Origin of the sequence: Microbacterium allomyrinae, from assembly GCF_020682705.1 — a bacterium.
Classification (GTDB): domain Bacteria; phylum Actinomycetota; class Actinomycetes; order Actinomycetales; family Microbacteriaceae; genus Microbacterium; species Microbacterium allomyrinae.
The window spans coordinates 91,818-113,166 of record NZ_JAGTTN010000007.1 but is presented as its reverse complement, the minus strand read 5'-3'; the positions used below and the strand labels follow the sequence as shown (position 1 = coordinate 113,166).

Sequence of the window (21,349 nt, the reverse complement as noted above, 5' to 3'; positions counted from 1 at the left end):
GTGAATTCTAGCCTCCCGCACCGGGGAGCTCCTCCGCTAGGCTCGTCAGCCATGGGGAGCGACCACTACTTCAGTGCGACGCCCGCAAGTCCCGAGAATCTTCGCAGCATCCGTGTCCATCTCGCCGGGCGCGAGGTGCAGGTCACGACCGCCGGAGGGGTGTTCAGCCCGGAGCACGTCGACACCGGCACCGCGGTGCTGCTGTCGAACACTCCCCCGCCGCCTCCCGGCGGGAATCTGCTCGATCTCGGCTGCGGGTGGGGACCGATCTCGTTGAGCCTGGCACTCGACGCGCCGCACGCAACGGTGTGGGCCGTCGACGTCAACGAGCGCGCCCTCGACCTCGTGCGCCGAAACGCGCGGACCCTGGGCCTCGACAATGTCAACGCCGTGCTGCCCGACGATGTTCCCGACGACATCGTGTTCCGCACGATCCGCTCCAACCCGCCTATCCGGGTCGGCAAGAGCGAGCTGCACGGCCTGCTCGAACGGTGGATTCCCCGCCTGGACGAGCGCGCGGATGCCTGGCTCGTCGTGCAGCGCAACCTGGGCTCGGATTCGCTGCAGCGCTGGCTTGCTGCGACGTTCCACCAGGGCTACAGCGTGCACCGGGCAGCTACCGGCCGCGGATTCCGGGTGCTGAAGGTCCGCAGGCACGGCTCGCCCAGGAGCGAGCCGATCGATCTGCCGATGCTATGAGGCCGCTGCACGCATGAGCGGCAGACGCCGAGCGAACAGCCGCAACAGGCGCTGACCACAGCGCGCGTCATCGCCTCAGGCGAGCGTGACCTCGCCGGAAAACACGAGCGTCGCCGGCCCCGAGAGCAGTACGTGGCGCTCGCCGTCGACCTCCGGCATCCGCACCCCCAGCGTGCCGCCGGGTACGTCCACCGTCCAGCGGTCCGGCGCGGCGGGCCCTGCCCAATGCCGCACCGCGAGCGCCGCGGCCGCGACGCCGGTTCCGCAACTGAGCGTCTCGCCCACACCACGTTCGAACACCCGCATGCGGATGGAGCCCACACCGTCGCGCACCAGCGGGTCGGCGGGCACGACGAACTCGACGTTCGCACCGTGAGGGGGCTCGGGGTGCAACTGCGGCTGGGCCACGAGATCGAGGCCCTCGAGTTCGCGCTCGTCGGGCAGCGCGACAACCACGTGCGGATTGCCGACGTCGATCCCGAGACCGGGTCGTGGGGCGCCGATCCCGCGAGCGCGCACCAGCACGTCGTCCGCCTCGACGCGCCAGATGCCGAGGTCTACCTCGAAGCCCCCGGTGCCGTTGGCATCCTCGCTGCGTGTGAGCGTCTTCACGCCCGCGCGCGTGCCGATCGGCAGAGGCGTCTCGTCGATGCTCGCCCAGCCGACCTCGGTGAGGTAGCGCGCGAAGACCCGGATGCCGTTGCCGCACATCTCCGCGCGGGAGCCGTCGGCATTGCGGTAGTCCATGAACCACTCGGCGCCGGATGCCGCGGCCTCGCGGCCCTCGTCGATCGCGCTCGCACGCACCACACGCAGGATGCCGTCGCCGCCGATGCCGAAGCGTCGGTCGCACAGCACCGCGACCTGGTCGTCCGACAGATCCAGCAGTCCGTCAGGATCGGGGACGATAACGAAGTCGTTTCCGGTGCCGTGGCCCTTGGTGAACGAGACGGTCTGCGCCATGCAAGCCAGTCTATGGTCGAGATCGATGCGACCGTCGCGGGCGCCGGGATCAGTCCGCGATGAGTCGCTTGCCGGTGGTCCAGGTGTCGAACGGCTCGTACTCCAGCGATGCGTAGAATCCTTGGGCGACACCGTGCTCGGGACGCACCATGAGCTGGACCTTGGGGCATCCCATCGCCAGCAGTCGCTCCTCGGCGGCCTCCACGAGGCGCCGACCGATCCCCTCGCCGCGCCGTTCGGGGTCGCTCGCGAGGTAGTAGAGCCATCCGCGGTGGCCGTCGTAGCCCGCCATGACCGAGCCGACGACGACACCGTCGTCGGCCGCCACGAGAAAGAGCTCCGGCTGCACAGAAAGCTTGCGGTGGATGTCCTGATACGGATTGTTCCAGGGGCGGGTAAGACCGGTCGCCTGCCAGAGCGACACGACGGCCTCGGTGTCGGAGACCTCGAAGGGTCGGATGTCGATGGTCATGGCGTCGAGTCTGCCAGGGCTCCGGCGTCCACCCCCGGGTCGACCCACCGTGTGCCCGCATACCGCTTGAACCACGACACCTGGCGCCGCGCGTACCGGCGTGTGAGCGCCTGGGTCTCGGCGATCGCCTCGGCCTCGGTTCGCTCGCCGTGCAGCTGCGCGAGGGCCTGCGCATAGCCGATGGCACGGCGGGCGGTGACGCCTCGCTCCAGGCCCTCGGCGCGGAGTCTGGCGACCTCGATGAGGAGTCCGTCACGCCACATGCCGGCGACACGCTCGTCGAGCCGGGTGACGAGCTGCTCGCGTGGCATCGCGACCCCGACGATCTCGGTCGCCTCGTGCCATCGTGCCGGCTCGGCGGGAAGCGCCGCGCCGTGCGTCGCCGCGCCTTGCGCGAGCACCTCCAGGGCGCGCACGATGCGACGCCCGTTCTTGGGGTCGATCCGTTCCGCGGTCGCAGGGTCCGCTTCGCGCAGGCGCGCGAACAGCATGCCGGGTCCGTGCTGCTCGAGCTGGAGTTCGAGGTCGGCGCGCAGAGCATCGTCGTGCGGGGGGAAGCGGAAGTCGAAGATCACGCTCGAGACGTACAGCCCCGAACCGCCGACGAGGATCGCATCGGCGCCCCGGGCATGAATCTGCTCGATCGTGGCGCGCGCGACACTCTGGTACCAGGCGACGGCCGCCTCATCTGTCACGTCGAGCGCGTCGAAGAGATGGTGCGGGATGCCGCGTCGCTCGGCCTCGGGAAGCTTCGCGGTACCGATATCCATGCCGCGGTACAGCTGCATGGCGTCGGCATTGACGATCTCCGCAGGGCGGCCGCACGCCTGGAGGACCTCGGCGAGATCGAGCGACAGCGCGGTCTTGCCCGTGCCGGTCGCACCGACGACGGCCCAGAGTCTTCGGGGATGGCCCTCGGCCGGCATTCCCGTCTGCCGAAGGGTCACACGCCGATGCGGAGCGTCGGGAGACCGAGCGATACGGCGCGAGGGGCGCCTGTCGCCGCCTCGCCCGCCGGGGCGGGCACGCCGCACGATTCCGCCTGCGAACGGTCCCACGCGTCGCCCGACCGCGTGCGGCGGATGCGCAGTGGCGCTCCGTCGGTGGAGTCGGCGAGCAGGTGGTACGGAGCCGCATGTGTCACCACGACGGAGACGACGTCGCCGGGACGCGGGACGGCGGACCCTGCAGGAACCTCGAAGTGGATGAGCCGGTTGTCTTCGGCACGCCCGGTGAGTCGATGCGTCGCAGAGTCCTTCTTGCCCTCGCTGCTCGAGACGAGAACATGCATCTCGCGACCCAGCTGCTTCTCGTTCTCTTCTCGCGAGATGCGTTCCTGGAGCTCCGCGAGGCGTTCGTAGCGCTGCTGGACGACTTCTTTGGGCACCTGGTCGGGCATCGTCGCCGCCGGCGTGCCCTCGCGAATCGAGTACTGGAATGTGAACGCGCTCGCGAAGCGCGCCTGTTCGACGACGCGCATCGTGTCTTCGAAGTCTTCGTCGGTCTCGCCGGGGAACCCGACGATGATGTCGGTCGTGATCGCGGCGTTCGGGATGCGCTCGCGAACCCGGTCGAGGATTCCCAGGAACCGGTCGCTGCGATACGAGCGACGCATCGCCTTGAGGATGCGGTCGCTGCCGGACTGCAGGGGCATGTGCAGCTGCGGCATCACGGCGGGGGTCTCGGCCATGGCCTCGATGACATCGTCGGTGAAGGCTGCGGGGTGCGGGCTCGTGAAGCGGATGCGCTCGAGCCCGGCGATCTCACCTGCGGCTCGCAGCAGCTTCGCGAAGGCCTGCCGGTCGCCGAACTCCACGCCGTACGAGTTGACGTTCTGTCCGAGAAGGGTGACCTCCATCGCACCATCCTCGACGAGAAGTCGGATCTCGTTCAGGATGTCGCCGGGCCGGCGATCCTTCTCTTTGCCGCGCAGACTCGGAACGATGCAGAACGTGCACGTGTTGTTGCAGCCGACGGAGATCGACACCCAGCCGCTGTAGATGCTGTCGCGCTTGGTCGGCAGAGTGGAGGGGAAGATCTCGAGCGATTCGAGGATCTCGAGCTCTGCCTCGCCGTTGTGGCGGGCGCGCTCGAGCAGGCTCGGAAGGGATCCCATGTTGTGCGTGCCGAAGACGACGTCGACCCATGGCGCCTTGTCGAGCACGGCGTCCTTGTCCATCTGGGCGAGGCAGCCGCCGACGGCGATCTGCATGCCCTCGCGCTTGTCTTTGCGGGACTTGAGGTGCCCGAGAGTGCCGTAGAGCTTGCCGGCCGCGTTGTCACGCACTGCACAGGTGTTGATCACGATGACGTCGGCTTCTTCGCCCGCCTCCGCGCGCACATAGCCGGCGCTCTCGAGCGAACCCGAAAGACGCTCGGAGTCGTGGACGTTCATCTGGCATCCGAAGGTTCGCACCTCGTAGGTGCGGGCGTGTCCATCGGCCGCGAACGCGGCGTCGGACGGCGCGATGAGCGTCGGTGCATGGGACGGGCTGGTCATGATCCTGCCATTCTACGAGGCCGTCACCGCGACCCCGCCGAAACGCGGGCACGGGCGCTGCCGTGGGCGGTCAGCGGAACCGCACGCCCGAAGACGAGCCGGCCTCCTCGGCGAGCGCCTGCCGCGCGGCACTCAGCGAGACCGAACCCGGATACCCCCGTCGTGCGAGCTGACCGGTGAGACGGCGAAGCGCTGTGTCGTGGTCCAGGCGGCTGAGCGCACGCGCTTTGGTCCGTGCGAAGTCGAGTGCCCGCTCGGCATCGTCGTCGGGCAGTGCCTCGAGTGCGAGGTCCGCGACGTCGCGCGGTACGCCGCGCTTGGCGAGTGCCTGGGCGATCACCTGGCGGCCCTGCCCTTTGCGGTCGATGCCGATGTGCACGAGCTGTTCGGCGAGGGCGGCATCGTCGAGATACCCGCGATCGAGAAACCGCTCGAGCACGTCTTCGATCGTCTCGGCGTCGAGTCCGCGCCCGCCGATCACCGCGCGGGCCTCTCGCACCGAGAGAGACCGTGCTCGAAGCTTCTTGAGCAGCTCCTTCTCGGCGTTCTCGCGGTCGGCGGCATCGTCGGTGTCGTCATCCGGGCTGCTCGCGCTGCCTGGGCCGCGTGTGTCGCCGACGTCGCGGTGATCACTCACGTCATGACGACCGATGTCGTAGCCATCGCGGCGCCCCGCCTTGGCAGGAACCCCGCCGCTGTCGGCGGACCGGATCGCTCCGCCGAACAGCGGGATCACGGGGGCGAGCCCCTCATCCGATTCGGCCGGAGCCTCGATGCCGGACTCGCCCCCACTGTCGATGAAACGGACCATCAGGCGGGGCGACGCGCCGCCAGTTCATCGGCAGCCGATTCTTCGACGACCTTCGGCTGGCCGATGCCCAGCTTCACCTTGATCTTCGTCTCGATGTCGGCCGCGACATCGGTGTTCTTGAGCAGGAAGTTGCGCGCGTTCTCCTTGCCCTGGCCGAGCTGCTCGCCGTCGTACGTGTACCAGGCACCCGACTTCTTCACGATGCCGTGCTCGACGCCGAAGTCGATCAGGCTTCCTTCGCGCGAGATTCCCACACCGTAGAGGATGTCGAACTCCGCCTGCTTGAAGGGCGGCGCCATCTTGTTCTTGACGACCTTGACGCGCGTCCGGTTGCCGACGGCCTCGGTGCCGTCCTTGAGCGTCTCGATGCGGCGGATGTCGAGTCGCACCGACGCGTAGAACTTGAGCGCCTTGCCGCCCGCGGTGGTCTCGGGCGATCCGAAGAAGACACCGATCTTCTCGCGCAGCTGGTTGATGAAGATCATCGTGGTGTTGGTCTGGCTGAGCCCACCGGTGAGCTTTCGCAGCGCCTGCGACATGAGGCGTGCCTGCAGGCCGACGTGGGAATCACCCATGTCACCCTCGATCTCGGCCTTCGGCACGAGGGCCGCGACCGAGTCGATCACGACGAGGTCGATGGCTCCGGAGCGCACTAGCATGTCGGCGATTTCGAGCGCCTGCTCACCCGTGTCGGGCTGCGAGACGAGGAGCTGGTCGATGTCGACGCCGAGCTTCTGCGCATAGTCGGGGTCGAGCGCGTGCTCGGCGTCGATGAAAGCTGCGATACCGCCTGCTCGCTGCGCATTCGCGATCGCGTGCAGGGTGAGCGTGGTCTTACCCGACGACTCCGGCCCGTAGATCTCGATGATGCGGCCACGAGGAAGTCCGCCGATACCGAGCGCGACGTCCAAGGCGATCGAGCCGGTGGCGATCACCTCGACAGGAGCACGGTCATCGCTGCCGAGGCGCATCACCGAGCCCTTCCCGAACTGGCGATCGATCTGGGAGAGGGCCGATTCGAGGGCCTTCTCGCGGTCAACTGCTGAGGGCATGGAGTGCTCCTAATGCTCGCGTTCCGTCGCCTGTAGGCTGTCGCGCTCCGACCCGGGTGGGACGGATGCTGCGACAAGGCGTGAGGTGTCGTTCGACGTCGTTCACGCTAGGGGTGGGCTCCGACATCCGTCTTCGCACCTCCCGCTCTCGTGGACAGACACGTCCTCGACACCTGCTGTGCAGGAGCCTACGCGGGAATCGAACGAATATTCGACGACACGCCGCTTCGGAAGGTCAGCGGCGGCGGGGGTCGAGCCGACCGACTCCGTACCTGCGCTCCGCCGGAACATCGGCTTCCTCGCACAGCGCGAGCCATACCTCACGGGGTGGAACACCGGCCTCGATCGCCTCGTCCGCGGTCCGCCCGCCGACCGCCGAGAGCACGAGATCCGTCTTCATAGCCACGGCGCTACGGCCGAATTCCTGCGCGACAGCGCGATCGAACTCGCTACGGCGCATCGTTGTCTCGAGTGAGTCTTCGTGTCGACGCGCGACTCAGCGCAGCGAGAGCTCTGCGTCCACAGCGGCCACGAGATCGTCGGGGACGACATCGGGGAACGTCTGCAGACCCTCGAGAACGGAGATGCGATCGCCGACCTCACGCATGATGGTGGAGATGGGGACGTCGAGCGCCTCGGCCACCGACGCGAGAATCTCGCTCGAGGCCTCTTTCTGACCGCGCTCCACCTCGCTCAGGTAGCCGAGCGCGACGCTGGCGCGGCCCGCAACCTGACGGAGGGTACGACCCTTCTGCTGGCGGAAGTCACGAAGCACTTCGCCGATCTCTTGACGAACCAGGATCATTAGGGCCCCCTCCTCACTTCTGATTCCACCGCCGTCCGGGTGGACAACAGTACAGCACCCGATGATGTCAATCTAATCCCGTGGACTGGAGAATGGGTGGGAATCGCTGAACGTAACCGAGACGAAACACCGTCTGTTCCCGAGACCCCGACTTCGGATGCTCACAGTTCGCTGAGACACACACGCAGTGCGACCCGCACGCTCTCGCGACGGATCTCGGCCCGGGAGCCGCTCAGCACGACCCCTCGCACCGCCTCGCGCTCGGGAGTGGACACCGCGACGTAGAGGGTTCCCACCGGCTTGTCGTCCTGCGGATCGGGCCCGGCGACCCCAGTGGTCGCGATCGCCACGTCGGTGGCGAGAAGGCGGCGCGCGCCCCGTGCCATCGCCGCGGCGACGTCGGGATCGACGGCGCCTGCGCGCTTCAGGAGCGCCCGGTCGACCCCGAGCACCGACGCCTTCACATCGGTGGCGTACGCGACGATCCCGCCCCGCACACTCGCCGAGGCTCCCGGCACATCGACGAGGGTCGCCGCCAAAAGGCCCCCGGTCAGAGACTCGGCGGTACTGACCGTCCAGCCGTGTCGGTCGAGAGCGGCGAGCACGGCTTCGGCATCCGGGTCGATGCGCGGCGGATGCTGCAGTGCCTGATCGGTCACGCCTTGCCCTTGGCGCCGCGTGCCGCGCGCACCTCGGTCACGATGTAGTCGATGCCGCTCGCGATCGTGAGGATGACCGCGATCGCCATCGCTACACCGTTCACCCACCAGATCCACTCGCCCACGAGGGTCCACAGCGGCAGCAGCGCCAGCGACAGCGCGACGGCCTGTGCGACGGTCTTCAGCTTGCCCATCCACGCCGCAGCGAGCACGTGATCGCTCACGACCATGAAGCGGTAGATCGTGATCCCGATCTCGCGCACGAGCACGACGACGGTGATCCACCAGGGCAGCTCCGAGAGGATCGACAGGCCGATGAAGGCGAACCCGGTGAGCACCTTGTCGGCGATCGGGTCGAGGAGCTTGCCGAGATCGGTGACGATATCGTGCTTGCGAGCCAGATACCCGTCGATGCCGTCCGTGGCGATGGCCACGATGAACAGCGCCGCGGCCCACCAGCGCAGCGCGCCGTCCGCTCCCCCGTCGGCCAGCAGCATCCAGAGGAACACCGGCGCGCAGAGGATGCGCACGATCGTGATCGCGTTGGGAAGCTGCCTGGGGATCGCCATGCGCCGAGCCTATCGGCGTGCGACGCTCAGTCGCGGCCGGTGAGCCCCCAGGCGTCCTCGGAGTCATCGCCCTCGTCGACCACGGGATACCCGTCGAACTGCGAGTCGACGGCGTCCGGCCCGTAGGAGTCGGCCGCAGCCCCTCCTGATCCGCCCTGGCCGGGTTCGGCCACACCGCGGATGCGCGCGAGCACGCCGGGAAGCTGCTCCACCGTCACCAGCACGTCGCGGGCCTTGGAGCCCTCGGAGGGACCGACGATCTCGCGGGACTCGAGCAGGTCCATCAGTCGCCCGGCCTTGGCGAAGCCGACGCGGAGCTTGCGCTGCAGCATGGAGGTCGAGCCGAACTGAGTCGACACGACGAGTTCGGCGGCCGCGAGGAGGAGTTCGAGGTCGTCGCCGATGTCGGCGTCGATCTCCTTCTTCTCGGCGACGACGGCTACGTCGGAGCGGTACTCCGGCCGCGCCTGCGCGGTCACGTGCTTGACGACCTTCTCGATCTCTTCCTCGCTGACCCACGCCCCCTGCACGCGCAGCGCCTTCGACGCGCCCATCGGCAGGAACAGCGCGTCGCCCTGGCCGATGAGGCGGTCAGCGCCCGGCTGGTCGAGGATGACGCGGGAGTCGGTGACGCTCGTGACCGCGAACGCCATTCGAGAAGGCACGTTCGCCTTGATGAGGCCGGTCACGACGTCGACCGAAGGCCGCTGCGTCGCGAGGACGAGGTGGATGCCGCTGGCGCGGGCCAGCTGCGTGATGCGCACGATCGAATCCTCGACGTCGCGAGGCGCGACCATCATGAGGTCGGCGAGCTCGTCGACGACCACGAGGAGGTACGGATACGGCTTCAGCACCCGCTCACTGCCCACCGGCAGATTGACCTCGCCCGCGACGACGGCCTTGTTGAAGTCGTCGATATGGCGGAACCCGAACGACGCGAGGTCGTCGTAGCGCATGTCCATCTCTTTGACGACCCACTGCAGCGCCTCGGCCGCCTTCTTCGGGTTCGTGATGATCGGCGTGATCAGATGGGGCACACCGGCGTAGGACGTGAGCTCGACGCGCTTCGGGTCGATGAGCACCATGCGCACATCCGCGGGACGCGCCCGCATCAGCAGGCTCGTGATCATCGAGTTGACGAAGCTCGACTTGCCCGAGCCCGTGGAGCCCGCCACCAACAGGTGAGGCATCTTCGCGAGGTTGGCGATGACATAGCCGCCGCCGACGTCCTTGCCGACGCCGATCGTCATGGGGTGCGTCGACTGGTTCGCCGTGGTCGAGCGCAGCACGTCGCCCAGTGTCACGATCTCGCGATCGACATTGGGGATCTCCACACCGATCGCGCTCTTGCCCGGAATAGGCGCGAGGATGCGCACCTCGTTGGAGGCGACCGCATACGCGATGTTGTTGGTGAGCGCCGTGATGCGCTCGACCTTGACGCCGTGACCGACCTCGATCTCGTACTGCGTGACCGTCGGGCCGCGCGAGAATCCGGTGACGCGCGCGTCGACCTTGAACTGGTCGAGCACGCTCGTGATCGCACGGACCGTGTCGTCGTTGGCCTGCGAGCGGGTGACGTGAGGGCTGCCCGCCGCGAGGGCGGTGACCGACGGGAGTCGGTACGGCAGGGACGGCGCGCTCGACGTCGACGAGCCGATGCCGTCGAGACCCGGGAGCAGGCCGTCATCGATCGGACCGGTGTCGGAGTCGTCGCGCAGCGAGGTGCGCGACGACGTCGCCGCCTTGGCCGCCGACAGCACCGCCGGGTCGATGACCTCGGTCATCGCGTCGTTCGCGACCACCGGCGCCGGCGCCTGCGGGATCGGCGGAGCGATCGCCTGCTCGAACCCGCCGTGCGACTCGCCCGGCGTCAGCAGCGTCGTGAGGTCCTGCGAGCCGATCCCGTCCTCGGGGTCCTGCTCGCGGCCGGTCTTGTTGCGTCGCCACCACGGCATGGACGGGTCGCCCTCGTCGGATGCATCGGTCGGGGCATCCGGCTTCGTCGTCTCGGTGGACGGCTCTGCACCGAACATCCAGCCGTACAGGTCGCCGAGGCGGCGCCCGATCCGGTTCGGCGGCGTCTTCGTGACGATCAGGATGCTGAGCACCGCGAGCAGAGACAGCACGATGTACGCGCCCACATCGGTGAGCACCAGCGCGAGCGGCTCGCCGATCATCCAGCCGAAGAGACCGCCGGCCTCGCTCAATGCGGGAAGCCCGGAATTCGGCTGCGGGCGACCACCTGCGACATGGCAGAACCCGGCGATCGTGATCACCAGCAGGCCGAAGCCGATGCCGACTCGGCCGTTGTCGTGCACCGACGACGGATGCCGGAACATCCAGCCCGCCAGCACCAGCAGCAGCACGGGCAGCACGAACGCCTCACGCCCCAGCAGGCCACCGACCGAATAGGCGCTGATCGTCTTGGCGACCTCGCTGCCGATGAAGAACCACTCGTTGACGGCGCCGGCGACGGCCAGCAGCACGAGCAGGAACGGGAAGCCGTCGCGGCGCTGGTCCTTCTCGAGCGTCTCGGGGCCGAATGCGCGGAACAGCCCTCCGATCGCGTGAGCGAGGCCGAGCCAGGCGCGTACGACGACGGGAGGCCGGTCGTTCTCGCCGACGTACCGCTTCGGCGCCGGTGCCGGCTTCGCAGCGGGCTTGGTCGCCGGCTTGGTTGCCGTCTTGGGCGCGCGCGACGACGGGGTCTTCGCGGGCGCTCGCCCGCTCGAAGGCGCACTGGAACTCCTGGCCATTCCCCCACGGTAGGCGCCGCCTCCGACTTTCCCGCGGAAGCACGCGGCGCTTCGAGAAGCTCGGCGATCACGAAAAAAGGTTCAGCGCAAGCGCTTGACCATCGTGTCGCGGCCGAATCCGCTCTGCGTCACCGCGAAGCCCTCGCTGCGATACAGGGTCGACGCGAAGTTGCCGCGTTCGACGCTGAGGCTGAGACGGCCGTAGCCCTGCGCGCGGGCCTGCTCGCACAGTCGCTGCAGTAGCGCACGGCCCACCCCGTGCGCACGCCAGATCGGGCGGACGCCGATGGTGAGCTCCGGAACACCGGTGCCCACGTACCCGAAGCCGGGTTCGCTGCGCGGCAGCGTGCGGTACCACGCCGCCCCGATCGACTCACCGCTCGCGGCCTCGGCGATGAAGCCGGTGTCACCGGGCCGCATCCATCCCGCGACGTACCGGCTGTGCTCCGATCCGGTGATCACCTCGTGTCGAGGCCGCACCCCGCCCTGGCGCCAGTTGGCGGCCTCGACCACCATGTCGCCGAGAAACGTTCCGTCCGCCTGGACGGCGGGACGGACGCGGAAGGATGCGGACATGGCGAGAGTTTATCCACGCGCCGGCGAGGCCCCGCGTCGGCGCCGTTACGCCTCGATGACGAGCGGGACGATCATCGGGCGGCGCCGCAGCGACTGGTTCACCCAGCGGCCGATGGTGCGGCGCACCACCTGCGCGAGCGCGTGCTGGTCGCGCACGCCCGACTTGGCGGCCTCGGCGAGCGCGGCGGCGATCTTGGGCTTGACGGCGTCGAAGACCTTGTCGTCCTCGGCGAATCCGCGTGCGTGGATCTCGGGACCCGAGATGACCTGGCCCGTCGACGCGTCGACGACCACGATCACCGAGATGAAGCCTTCTTCGGCGAGGATCCGGCGGTCCTTGAGGTCGGCATCCGTGATCGCGCCCACGGTCGATCCGTCGACGTACACGAAGCCGAGATCGAGCTGGCCGACGACATTCGCATCGCCGTTCTTCAGATCGATGACCGTGCCGTTCTCGCCGACGATGGTGCGTTCAGCGGGAATGCCGGTGTCCTGCGCGAGCTTCGCGTTGGCGATCAGGTGCCGGTACTCGCCGTGGACGGGCAGCACGTTCTTCGGCTTCAGGATGTTGTAGCAGTAGATCAGCTCGCCGGCGGCGGCATGGCCCGAGACATGCACCTTGGCATTGCCCTTGTGCACGACGTTCGCGCCGAGCTTGGTCAGCCCGTCGATCACACGGTAGACGGCGTTCTCGTTGCCCGGGATGAGGCTCGACGCGAGGATGACGGTGTCGCCCTCGCCCGGCTCGATCGCATGGTCGAGGTTCGCCATGCGGCTCAGCACCGCCATCGGCTCGCCCTGCGAGCCGGTCGACATGTAGACGATCTTGTCGTCGGGCAGGTCGCGAGCCTTCTTGTAGTCGATGAGCACGCCGTCCGGCACGTGGAGATAGCCGAGGTCTTCGGCGATCGTCATGTTGCGAAGCATGCTGCGCCCCAGGAGCGCCACCCTGCGGCCGTTGGCGGCCGCGGCATCCAGCACCTGCTGCACGCGGTGGACGTGACTCGAGAAGCTCGCCACGATGACCCGGCGCGGAGCCTTGGCGATGACCTGGTCGAGCACCGGTCCGATCGAGCGCTCGCTCGGCGTGAAGCCGGGAACATCGGCATTGGTCGAGTCGACGAGGAAGAGGTCTACGCCCTTCTCGCCGAGCCGCGCGAACGCGCGAAGATCGGTGATGCGCCCATCGAGGGGCAACTGGTCCATCTTGAAGTCACCGGTCGCGAGCACCGTGCCCGCGGGCGTGTGGATGGCGACGGCCAGCGCGTCGGGGATCGAGTGGTTCACCGCGACGAACTCGAGGTCGAACGGGCCGAGCTTCTCGGCCTGGCCTTCCCTCACCGTCAGGCTGTACGGCTTGATCCGGTGCTCCTTGAGCTTCGCCTCGATCAGCGCCAGCGTCAGGCCCGATCCCACGAGAGGGATGTCGCCCTTGAGTTTCAGGAGGTACGGCACCGCGCCGATGTGGTCCTCGTGGCCGTGCGTGAGCACGACGCCGACGATGTCGTCGAGGCGGCCCTTGATCGGCTCGAAATCGGGCAGGATCAGGTCGACGCCCGGCTGGTGCTCCTCGGGGAACAGCACACCGCAGTCCACGACGAGCAGCTTGCCCTCGTATTCGAAGACCGTCATGTTGCGGCCGATCTCGCCGAGTCCGCCGAGCGGGGTCACCCGCAGCGTCCCCGCCTCGAGAGCGGGCGGGTCGAAGGGTGTGGTGGGCATTATTCAGCCTCCTCCGGATGCCGCGGCATCCGTTCGTGACGCGCTGTGACCCGACCGGGGCTCACGACGCGGATTGTCATCTCGTGGTGCCCGACACCTTCGGCAACGCGCCACCGGCGGCGGCGTTGCGGTCGGGACGGAAGTTGGAGAAATCGACACCGGGGACGTCGCGCACCAGAGCGAGCTCGTCCTCGATCTTGGCGGCCTCCCATTCCTCGGGACCGACGAGCGGCAGCCGCACGCGCGGGCTGCCGATCCGGCCGAGTCCGTGGAGGATGTACTTGACCGACACTGTGCCGGGGACGTGCGTCATCACCGCGCGCACGAGCGGTTCGAGCTGCATGTGCGCGGCCGTCGCCGCCTTCAGATCGCCGCGGTTCACGGCATCGACGATCACCCGATAGGGCTGCGCCGCGACGTTCGCCGTCACGCCGATGAGCCCCGCGGCACCGATCGCGAGGTGCGGGAGCACGTTCGCGTCGTCGCCGGAGAAATACATGAGGTCGGTCTGATTGAGCACCCGGCTGACCTCGCTGAAGTCGCCCTTCGCGTCTTTGACGGCGAGGATGTTGGGATGCTTGGCGAGCCGCAGGATCGTCTCATAGCGGATCGGCACACCGGTGCGACCCGGGATGTCGTAGAGGATCACGGGCAGATCGGTCGCGTCGGCGACGAGCCGGAAGTGGGTGAGGATGCCCGCCTGCGTCGGCTTGTTGTAGTACGGCGTGACGATCATGTTGCCGTCTGCGCCGGCCTTCTCGCTCGCCTTGTAGAGCTCGATCGCGTGGGCGGTCTCGTTGGAGCCGCCGCCCGTGATGATCTTGGCGCGGCCGGCGGCGACATCCTTGCCGACCTCGACCAGACGGATCTTCTCGGCGTCGGTGAGGGTCGACGTCTCACCCGTGGTGCCGGTCACGACGATGCCGTCGGCTCCTGCGGTGATGACGTCGTCGATGTGCTTCTCGACAGCGGGCCAGTCGACCTCGCCGTCGGCCGTCATCGGAGTGACGAGCGCGACGAGCACCTGTCCGAAGGGGTTGCCCGAATGCGTCATGTGTTCAGGTTATCGGGATGCCGCACCCGACGTGACCGGTCGCGCCGGGTTGTCCGGGAGCGACTCAGCGACCCCGCTCGCCCATCCGGGCGGCGAGCGAGGGCGGAGCGAAGCGCGCGAGCGCGACGAGCGCCTTGTAGCGCAGCGACGGGATCGACACGGCGGCGCCCCGAGCGGCGTCGCGAAGCGAAGCGGCCACGACTTCCCGCGCGTCGAGCCACATGGCGTCGGGTATGCCCTCCTGTCCCTGGGCCAGCCCCATCCGCTCGTGGAAGCTCGTGTGCGTATAGCCCGGGCAGACCGCCGTGACGGTCACTCCGCGGGCCGCATAGCGCCCGTTCGCCCAGCGGCTGAAGCTGACCAGCCAGCCCTTGCACGCGCCATACGTCGAGCGGGGGATGAACGCGGCGACGGAGGCGACGTTGATGATCCGGCCGTGCCCGCGTGCGAGCATCGCGCCCAGGGCCGCATGCGTGAGTCGCATCGACACTTCGACGTGCAGTCGCAGGTGGCGCACCTCGTCGTCGATGTCGTTGCGCTCGAACGCCAGCGGCAGCCCGAACCCGGCGTTGTTCACGAGGATCTCGATCGGCAGCCGTTCATCGGCGATGCGCGCCTCGACCCTCGCGCGCTGGCGCGGCTTGAGCAGGTCGGCCGCGAGCACGTCGACCTCGACGCCGAATGTCGAGCGCAGCCCCTTTGCGAGGTGTTCGAGGGCGTCGCGGTCGCGCGCCACCAGGACGAGGTCGGCGCCCTTTGCCGCCAGCTGGCGTGCGTACTCCGCTCCGAGACCGGAACTCGCTCCGGTGATGAGGGCCGTCTTCGCCATGCGCGCCAGCCTACGACGCCGGCGCGAGCGTCAAGAAGCGGTGACGGATGCCGGTGCGCGAGGTGTGCCAGCCGCTCGGCGGATCGACCGCCGTGGTGCGCCAGTGGGAACGGTCGGGCGCGGTGGTGTCGCCCTCCACGACGACGTCGAGCTCGGTGACCTCCAGCCGGTCCGCGCGGGCGATGGCCTCGCGGTACAGCTGTCCGCCGCCGATGACCCAGATCCAGTCGGGGTCGCCCTCCGCTGCCGTGGCGAGTGCCGCATCGAGCGATCCTGCGCGCTCCGCCCCGGCATCCGCCCACGACTCCTGCCTCGTGACGACGATGTTGCGCCGCCCCGGCAGCGGGCGGAACCTCTCGGGGAAGGACTCCCACGTGCGACGGCCCATCACGACCGGTGCCCCGAGCGTGATGCGCTTGAAGCGGGCGAGATCCTCGGGAACGTGCCACGGCATCCCGCCGCCGGCGCCGATGACGCCGCAGACGGCCTCTGCCCAGATCAGCCCGATGCGCGCCGCGCCCGGATCGGTCATACGGCGACGGCTCCGCGGATCGCCGGGTGGTGCTGATAGTCCTCGATCACGAAATCCTCGAACCTGTAGTCGAAGATCGAGTCGGGCGTGCGCGCGAACCGGAACCTCGGGGAGGGGTACGCGTCGCGGGTCAGCTGCTCGCGAACCTGCTCGAGGTGGTTGTCGTAGATGTGGCAGTCGCCGCCGGTCCACACGAAGTCGCCCGGCTCGAGCCCTGCCTGCTGCGCGACCATCAGGGTCAGCAGCGCGTAGGACGCGATGTTGAACGGAACCCCGAGGAAGAGGTCGGCGCTGCGCTGGTAGAGCTGGCACGACAGCTTGCCGTCGGCGACGTAGAACTGGAACATCGCATGGCAGGGCGCGAGCGCCATATCCGGGATGTCGGCGGGATTCCACGCCGAGACGATGAGCCGCCGCGAGTCCGGGTTCGAGCGGATCTGGTCGAGCACCAGAGAGATCTGATCGATGTGCGCGCCGTCCGGCGAGGGCCACGAGCGCCACTGCACGCCGTACACCGGACCGAGCTCGCCGTCGGCGTCGGCCCACTCGTCCCAGATCGTGACGCCGTTCTCGCGCAGCCACTTCACGTTGGAGTCGCCGCGCAGGAACCACAGCAGTTCGTACGCGATGGACTTGAAGTGCACCCGCTTGGTCGTGATGAGGGGGAACCCCTGCGCCAGGTCGAAGCGGATCTGCCGACCGAACGCGCTGGTCGTGCCGGTGCCGGTGCGGTCGTCCTTGTGGACGCCGTTCTCGAGCACATCGCGCAGCAGGTCTTCGTACGGGGTCGGGAGCGGCGTCGTCACGGCTGCCACGATACCCGCGCCACGAGGCGGTCGGCTTTGTTACGCGGGGAGCGTCACAATCCCGCATCCGGTACCTATTCAGCTGAAAGGGATTAGCCTGATCTGCTGTGAACCTCGTCGGCGCTCTGATCGCCCTCGCCGCCCTTCTTGCGGTGACGGTGGCCCTCGGCGTCTTCCTGAACTGGCGCCAGTCGCGGCCTCAGCGGCACGTCGCTCACGAGATCGTCGAACCGCACCGTCTCGGCGCCGATGGTCTCGGCGAGGTCGCGACGCTGCTGCAGTTCAGCACCGAGATGTGCGCGCGATGCCCCGGCGTGCACCGCACGCTCGCCGCGATCGCCGATGGACACGAGGGGGTCCGCCACCTCGATGTCGACCTGACGCATCGCCCCGACATCGCGAAGCACTTCCACGTGCTGCAGACGCCCACGACTCTCGTCCTGGACCGCGACGGCATCGTTCAGACCCGATTCGGCGGCACTCCCAGCCGCGATGTGCTCGAACTCGAACTGAACCGGCTGATCGCGGAGGACGCGAATGTCTGACCCAGCGATCCCCACGCCCCGTCGCGGAATCGACCCCCGGGGTCCGCGCTTCGCGGCTGGGATCACGTCGGTGCTGCTGCTGGTGGTGGTCTTTCTCGGCCTGACGGGACTCTCGACGGCGCAGGCCGGGATCGCATCGTTCGGCTGGTTCGCGTATCAGCCGCTCGCCGATGCGACGTTCGTGCCGCAGGGGTGGGCTATCACGCAGGCGTCGATCGCGCAGCGTGTGCTGGACCCCGCGTTCCTGCTGCTCCTGGTGGCCGCGCTGCTGTTCCTGTGGGGTGTCGTGTCTCCGCGCACTGCGCCGTGGGGCGTGCTGTACCGCCGGCTGGTCGCGCCGCGCCTCGCTCCCCCGACAGAGCTCGAGGACCCGCGCCCGCCGCGCTTCGCACAGGGCGTCGGACTGCTGGTGTCGGTCATCGGACTCGTGCTGCAGCTGTTCGGCGTGCCGTGGGGTCTGACGATCGCCGCGGCCGCGGCGTTCATCGCCGCCTTCCTCAACGCCGTCTTCGGACTCTGCCTCGGCTGCCAGCTGTATCTGGTCCTCCAGCGCGCGGGCATCGTCGGGCGCGAGCGCCCCGCGGCGGCCTGACGCGGCATCCGTCGCATTCGGCCCGTCGCGGGTCCGCGCTCGCACCGAGTGCGGGTATCGCCGGCGACCCGTCGCGCCGCAGCGCATGCCGACGTTAGGCTGACCGCGAGGCATCCGGACCCGGATGCACGGCACGAGGAGGCCCCCATGACCGTCACGAGCGAAGCCACCACCGCCTGGAAGGGCGGACTTGTCGACGGATCCGGCGAGGTGACGTTCGTCTCTTCGGGCCTGGGCACCTTCGATGTGAACTGGAAGGCGCGCAGCGAAGGGTCGACATCGGTCACCACGCCCGAAGAGCTCATCGCGGCGGCGCACTCGTCGTGCTTCAGCATGGCGCTCTCGGGCGCGCTCGCCGAGAACGGCACGCCTCCCGAGTCGATCGACACCACCGCGTCGGTGACGTTCAAGCCGGGCACCGGCATCACCGGCAGCCACCTCAACGTCAACGCGGTCGTCCCGGGCCTGGAGCCTGCGGACTTCGAGCGCATCGCGCAGGGCGCGAAGGCAGGATGCCCCGTCTCGCAGGCCCTCGCGGGCATCGAGATCACCCTCGAGGCGACGCTTGCCTGAAGCCCGCACGCCCGGTGACGACCGACGCGCCGGCGACGGTCGCCGGGTCGTCGTCGCCGGATCGTCGGGCCTGATCGGCACCGCTCTCGTCGAGGGCCTGCGCGCCGACGGCATCGAGGTCACGACCCTCGTCCGCCGCCCTCCGGAGGCCGCGCACGAGGTTGAGTGGCTTACCGACGCCGCACCGCTCGATCCCGCGGTGCTCGACGGCGCGACGGCCGTCGTGGGGCTCAACGGTGCAAGCATCGGCCGTTTTCCCTGGACCGGGAAGTACAAGAACACCCTGCTGTGGTCGCGCATCACTCCGACGCAGGCACTGGCTCGCGCCGTCCGCGAACTCGGCACGGATGCGCCGGCGTTCATATCGGCGTCGGCCGTCGGATACTACGGCTCGACTCCCGGCCAGAAGCTCGTCGAGTCGGCCGCACGCGGCGAGTCCTTCCTCGCCGATCTGTGCGGCGAATGGGAGGCGGCTGCGCTCGGAGCGGGCGAGCAGACGCGCGTCGCGCTGCTGCGGACCGCCCCGGTGGTGCACCAGGACGGTGTGCTGAAGCCGCTGATGCTGCTCACTCGACTCGGAGCGAGCGGGCCCATCGGCCGCGGCGCCCAGGTCTGGCCCTGGATCGCGCTCGATGACGAAGTGCGCGCCATCCGGCACGTGATCGACTCCGAATTGTCGGGTCCGGTCAATCTCACCGGACCCACCCGCGCGACCGCGAACGATCTCGGTTTCGCGCTCGCTGTCCGCATGAACCGCCCGTTCGCGCTCCGGGCACCCGTGTGGGGCATGAAGCTCGTGCTCGGACGGGATGCGACCGAGGCTGTTCTGACGGCTGATATGGATGTCGTGCCGGCCGTGCTGCAGGCCAGCGGCTTCACGTTCGCACATCCGACCGTCGAAGACGCTGTCGCTGCCGCCGTGCCGCCCGCGGGCTGACCCTGTCCCAGGCGTACTCTCCCGGGTTCAGCGGGAGCGCTCGGCCGATTCCAGCTTGATCGAAGTGCGAATCGCTTCGCGCGCGCGGCGCCGGTCGCCCGCCGCATCGTATGCGAGACCGAGCCGGTACCAGGCCCGCCAGTCGTCGGGGTGCGACTCGACATCGGCACGATAGACGGGGAACACGGCATCCCCGTCCTCGCGCAGCACCCGCCCGCTGGGACGCACGCCCACCTCGTCGTCGGGCAGAGCACCCTCGTCCTCGAGGCGGCGCCCCAGCCGCTGGGCGTGCACGCCGAACAGCAGCTCGCGCACGAGCGCCCACGCGGCGATGAGCGGCAGAGCGACGAGCCCCACTCCCATCGCGATGCCCACGGGATCGCCGCTGACGAGCAGCAGCCACGCCCGCTGGCCGACGAGGACGATGTACAGCGCGAGGAGCACCGCCATCACGGCGACGCCGATGCGCGCGGTCATGCGCCGGTGGTGCGCGCGACCTGCCCGGGTACGCCGCCCTCATCCACGGGGTGCGCCGCGGCGGCCGGACCCGGGCGCCCGATGCCGATGTCGATCAGGCTGTCGAGTCCCACCACGACGCCCGACGCATCGCGCGCCGCCGTCAGTGCCAGACGGATGCCGGGGGCATAGGCCGGCGCCGGGTCGACGGTGTCGTGCACGATCGTCAACGACTCGCCGGCGCCCGAGAGGATCGCCTCCTGGCGCGCCACCACGCCGGGACGGCGCAGCGAATGGATGGGCACGCTCGCGACCTGCTGACCGCGGGCGCGCTGGTCGACGTGCGGAGACTCCACCGGCCCGACGCTTTCGCGGGCCGCGGCGATGAGTTCCGCGGTGCGCACCGCGGTGCCGCTCGGCGAGTCGATCTTGGTCTCGCGGTGGGCCTCGACGATCTCGATCGACGGGAAGAACGGCGCAGCCGCGGCGGCGAGGGCAGAGCCCAGCACCGAGCCGAGCGAGAAGTTGGGGATGAAGACCGCACCGGTGCCGGCGGCCTCCACGAGCGGACGGACGAGGGCGATGCGCTCGGACGACCAGCCCGACGTGCCCACGAGCACGTTGATGCCTCGGTCGATCGCCGCGCGGACGACATCGATCGAGACGGCGGGCGTCGACGCGTCGACCACCAGATCGGCGCCGTCGAGCTCCGACATCTCGGACCGCGATGACAGCACCGCGGAGATCTCGTATCCGGGCTCGGTCTCGATCACGTCGCGGATGATCGCACCGAGCTTGCCGGTTCCGCCCACGATGGCCACGCGCGTCGTCATGGTGTCCATCCTAGGTCGCGCGCCTCCCCTGACCCTGCCCGCCGCTCCTTCGGACGCCCGCTCCCGTGCGGCGCTTACGCTGGAGGTGTGGTGACTCTGCGCCCCTCCCCCGTCGACGCCCGCGATGCGCACGAGCTGCTCGCGGAGTACTTCCGCGCGCGCACCGACGGGTTCGCCCTCGAGGGCGTCGGCTACCGGACGATCTTCCCCGATCCCGCCGCATTCGAGCCTCCTGCGGGAGTCTTCCTCGTGCTCGACGACGACGACGCATCGGCGGTGGGCTGCGGCGGCATCCGTCTCGTCGCTCCCGGCCCATACGGCACTCGCTACGAGGTCAAGCACCTGTACCTGCGCCCCGAGACCCGCGGGCGCGGCTGGGGGCGCCTGCTCATCGACGAGCTCGAGACGCGTGCCCGGGCGTTCGGCGCGACGGAGCTCGTGCTCGACACCCACCACACCCTCGAAGCCGCGGGCGCGCTCTACGCCCGCACCGGCTTCGTCGCGATCGAGCCGTACAACGACAACCCCAACGCGACCCGCTGGTACGGGAAGACGCTCGGCGCCGAGACGGCCTGACCCACCGGCCCGCAGCGGAGCGACGGCCCTGC

Annotated in this window: 25 protein-coding genes; 6 read left to right on the top strand and 19 right to left on the bottom strand. The window is 69.0% G+C overall.

The annotated features are described in order from the left end of the window. Positions 1–51: 51 nt before the first annotated feature. A complete protein-coding gene (locus tag KEC57_RS16850) occupies positions 52–699 on the top strand; it encodes a class I SAM-dependent methyltransferase (protein ID WP_229385854.1) in 648 nt (215 codons plus the stop codon). A gap of 75 nt (positions 700–774) precedes the next feature. On the opposite strand, the gene dapF is transcribed toward KEC57_RS16850, so the two are convergent. From dapF to KEC57_RS16765, 17 genes are all read right to left on the bottom strand, one after another. Beyond that, positions 775–1,662, bottom strand: coding sequence for a diaminopimelate epimerase (gene dapF / locus KEC57_RS16845; protein ID WP_229385853.1), 888 nt, complete (start codon positions 1,660–1,662; stop codon positions 775–777). A gap of 49 nt (positions 1,663–1,711) precedes the next feature. Continuing rightward, complete coding sequence (locus tag KEC57_RS16840) at positions 1,712–2,134, bottom strand: GNAT family acetyltransferase (protein WP_229385852.1); 423 nt, start codon at positions 2,132–2,134, stop codon at positions 1,712–1,714. After that, positions 2,131–3,060, bottom strand: a complete 930-nt coding sequence (miaA, locus tag KEC57_RS16835) for a tRNA (adenosine(37)-N6)-dimethylallyltransferase MiaA (protein ID WP_229385893.1) — start codon at positions 3,058–3,060, stop codon at positions 2,131–2,133. The genes KEC57_RS16840 and miaA overlap by 4 nt, the downstream gene beginning before the upstream one ends. 17 nt (positions 3,061–3,077) lie before the next feature. Further along, the gene (miaB, locus tag KEC57_RS16830) at positions 3,078–4,634 is read right to left on the bottom strand and encodes a tRNA (N6-isopentenyl adenosine(37)-C2)-methylthiotransferase MiaB (protein WP_229385851.1); all 1,557 of its coding nucleotides are present in this window, start codon (positions 4,632–4,634) and stop codon (positions 3,078–3,080) included. A 70-nt stretch (positions 4,635–4,704) separates the two neighbouring features. Continuing rightward, a complete protein-coding gene (locus tag KEC57_RS16825) occupies positions 4,705–5,445 on the bottom strand; it encodes a regulatory protein RecX (RefSeq protein WP_229385850.1) in 741 nt (246 codons plus the stop codon). Beyond that, positions 5,445–6,497, bottom strand: coding sequence for a recombinase RecA (gene recA, locus KEC57_RS16820; RefSeq protein WP_229385849.1), 1,053 nt, complete (start codon positions 6,495–6,497; stop codon positions 5,445–5,447). The genes KEC57_RS16825 and recA overlap by 1 nt, the downstream gene beginning before the upstream one ends. A 235-nt stretch (positions 6,498–6,732) precedes the next feature. After that, entirely contained in the window at positions 6,733–6,957 is a 225-nt protein-coding gene (locus KEC57_RS16815; protein WP_229385848.1) for a DUF3046 domain-containing protein, read from the bottom strand. Positions 6,958–6,993: 36 nt separating this feature from the next. Then, the gene (locus KEC57_RS16810) at positions 6,994–7,302 is read right to left on the bottom strand and encodes a helix-turn-helix domain-containing protein (protein WP_229385847.1); all 309 of its coding nucleotides are present in this window, start codon (positions 7,300–7,302) and stop codon (positions 6,994–6,996) included. 161 nt (positions 7,303–7,463) lie between these two features. Next, positions 7,464–7,961 (bottom strand): CinA family protein, encoded by a 498-nt coding sequence (locus KEC57_RS16805; protein ID WP_229385846.1) that lies wholly within the window; start codon positions 7,959–7,961, stop codon positions 7,464–7,466. Beyond that, positions 7,958–8,530, bottom strand: a complete 573-nt coding sequence (gene pgsA / locus KEC57_RS16800) for a CDP-diacylglycerol--glycerol-3-phosphate 3-phosphatidyltransferase (RefSeq protein ID WP_229385845.1) — start codon at positions 8,528–8,530, stop codon at positions 7,958–7,960. The genes KEC57_RS16805 and pgsA overlap by 4 nt, the downstream gene beginning before the upstream one ends. A gap of 26 nt (positions 8,531–8,556) precedes the next feature. Next, entirely contained in the window at positions 8,557–11,286 is a 2,730-nt protein-coding gene (locus tag KEC57_RS16795; protein WP_229385844.1) for an FtsK/SpoIIIE family DNA translocase, read from the bottom strand. Between the two features lie 81 nt (positions 11,287–11,367). After that, a complete protein-coding gene (locus tag KEC57_RS16790) occupies positions 11,368–11,862 on the bottom strand; it encodes a GNAT family N-acetyltransferase (protein WP_229385843.1) in 495 nt (164 codons plus the stop codon). 45 nt (positions 11,863–11,907) lie between these two features. Continuing rightward, on the bottom strand, positions 11,908–13,584 hold the full coding sequence (locus KEC57_RS16785; RefSeq protein ID WP_229385842.1) for a ribonuclease J: 1,677 nt from the start codon (positions 13,582–13,584) through the stop codon (positions 11,908–11,910). Between the two features lie 76 nt (positions 13,585–13,660). After that, complete coding sequence (gene dapA / locus KEC57_RS16780; RefSeq protein ID WP_229385841.1) at positions 13,661–14,638, bottom strand: 4-hydroxy-tetrahydrodipicolinate synthase; 978 nt, start codon at positions 14,636–14,638, stop codon at positions 13,661–13,663. A 64-nt stretch (positions 14,639–14,702) separates the two neighbouring features. Next, the gene (locus KEC57_RS16775) at positions 14,703–15,467 is read right to left on the bottom strand and encodes an SDR family NAD(P)-dependent oxidoreductase (RefSeq protein WP_229385840.1); all 765 of its coding nucleotides are present in this window, start codon (positions 15,465–15,467) and stop codon (positions 14,703–14,705) included. A gap of 10 nt (positions 15,468–15,477) precedes the next feature. Then, positions 15,478–15,999, bottom strand: a complete 522-nt coding sequence (locus KEC57_RS16770; RefSeq protein WP_229385839.1) for a dihydrofolate reductase — start codon at positions 15,997–15,999, stop codon at positions 15,478–15,480. Next, positions 15,996–16,805 (bottom strand): thymidylate synthase, encoded by an 810-nt coding sequence (locus tag KEC57_RS16765; protein WP_229385838.1) that lies wholly within the window; start codon positions 16,803–16,805, stop codon positions 15,996–15,998. Before KEC57_RS16765 ends, KEC57_RS16770 begins: the two co-directional genes overlap by 4 nt. Before the next feature lie 107 nt (positions 16,806–16,912). Here KEC57_RS16765 and KEC57_RS16760 point away from each other — a divergent pair, with 107 nt between their 5' ends. The 4 genes from KEC57_RS16760 (at position 16,913) to KEC57_RS16745 (ending at position 19,452) form a co-directional block, all read left to right on the top strand. Further along, positions 16,913–17,350, top strand: a complete 438-nt coding sequence (locus KEC57_RS16760; RefSeq protein ID WP_229385837.1) for a TlpA family protein disulfide reductase — start codon at positions 16,913–16,915, stop codon at positions 17,348–17,350. Then, complete coding sequence (locus KEC57_RS16755) at positions 17,343–17,942, top strand: DUF4395 domain-containing protein (protein WP_229385836.1); 600 nt, start codon at positions 17,343–17,345, stop codon at positions 17,940–17,942. The genes KEC57_RS16760 and KEC57_RS16755 overlap by 8 nt, the downstream gene beginning before the upstream one ends. 147 nt (positions 17,943–18,089) lie before the next feature. Further along, positions 18,090–18,515 (top strand): OsmC family peroxiredoxin, encoded by a 426-nt coding sequence (locus tag KEC57_RS16750; RefSeq protein ID WP_229385835.1) that lies wholly within the window; start codon positions 18,090–18,092, stop codon positions 18,513–18,515. Then, positions 18,508–19,452: a TIGR01777 family oxidoreductase gene (locus KEC57_RS16745; RefSeq protein ID WP_229385834.1), complete on the top strand. Its 945-nt coding sequence runs from the start codon at positions 18,508–18,510 to the stop codon at positions 19,450–19,452. The genes KEC57_RS16750 and KEC57_RS16745 overlap by 8 nt, the downstream gene beginning before the upstream one ends. A gap of 27 nt (positions 19,453–19,479) precedes the next feature. On the opposite strand, the gene KEC57_RS16740 is transcribed toward KEC57_RS16745, so the two are convergent. Both KEC57_RS16740 and dapB read right to left on the bottom strand, forming a co-directional pair. Beyond that, positions 19,480–19,929 (bottom strand): tetratricopeptide repeat protein, encoded by a 450-nt coding sequence (locus KEC57_RS16740; RefSeq protein ID WP_229385833.1) that lies wholly within the window; start codon positions 19,927–19,929, stop codon positions 19,480–19,482. Beyond that, on the bottom strand, positions 19,926–20,741 hold the full coding sequence (gene dapB / locus KEC57_RS16735) for a 4-hydroxy-tetrahydrodipicolinate reductase (protein ID WP_229385832.1): 816 nt from the start codon (positions 20,739–20,741) through the stop codon (positions 19,926–19,928). The genes KEC57_RS16740 and dapB overlap by 4 nt, the downstream gene beginning before the upstream one ends. Before the next feature lie 87 nt (positions 20,742–20,828). Here dapB and KEC57_RS16730 point away from each other — a divergent pair, with 87 nt between their 5' ends. Next, positions 20,829–21,317 carry a GNAT family N-acetyltransferase gene (locus KEC57_RS16730; RefSeq protein WP_229385831.1) on the top strand — a complete coding sequence of 163 codons (489 nt, stop codon included), beginning with the start codon at positions 20,829–20,831 and terminating at the stop codon, positions 21,315–21,317. Positions 21,318–21,349 lie beyond the last annotated feature (32 nt).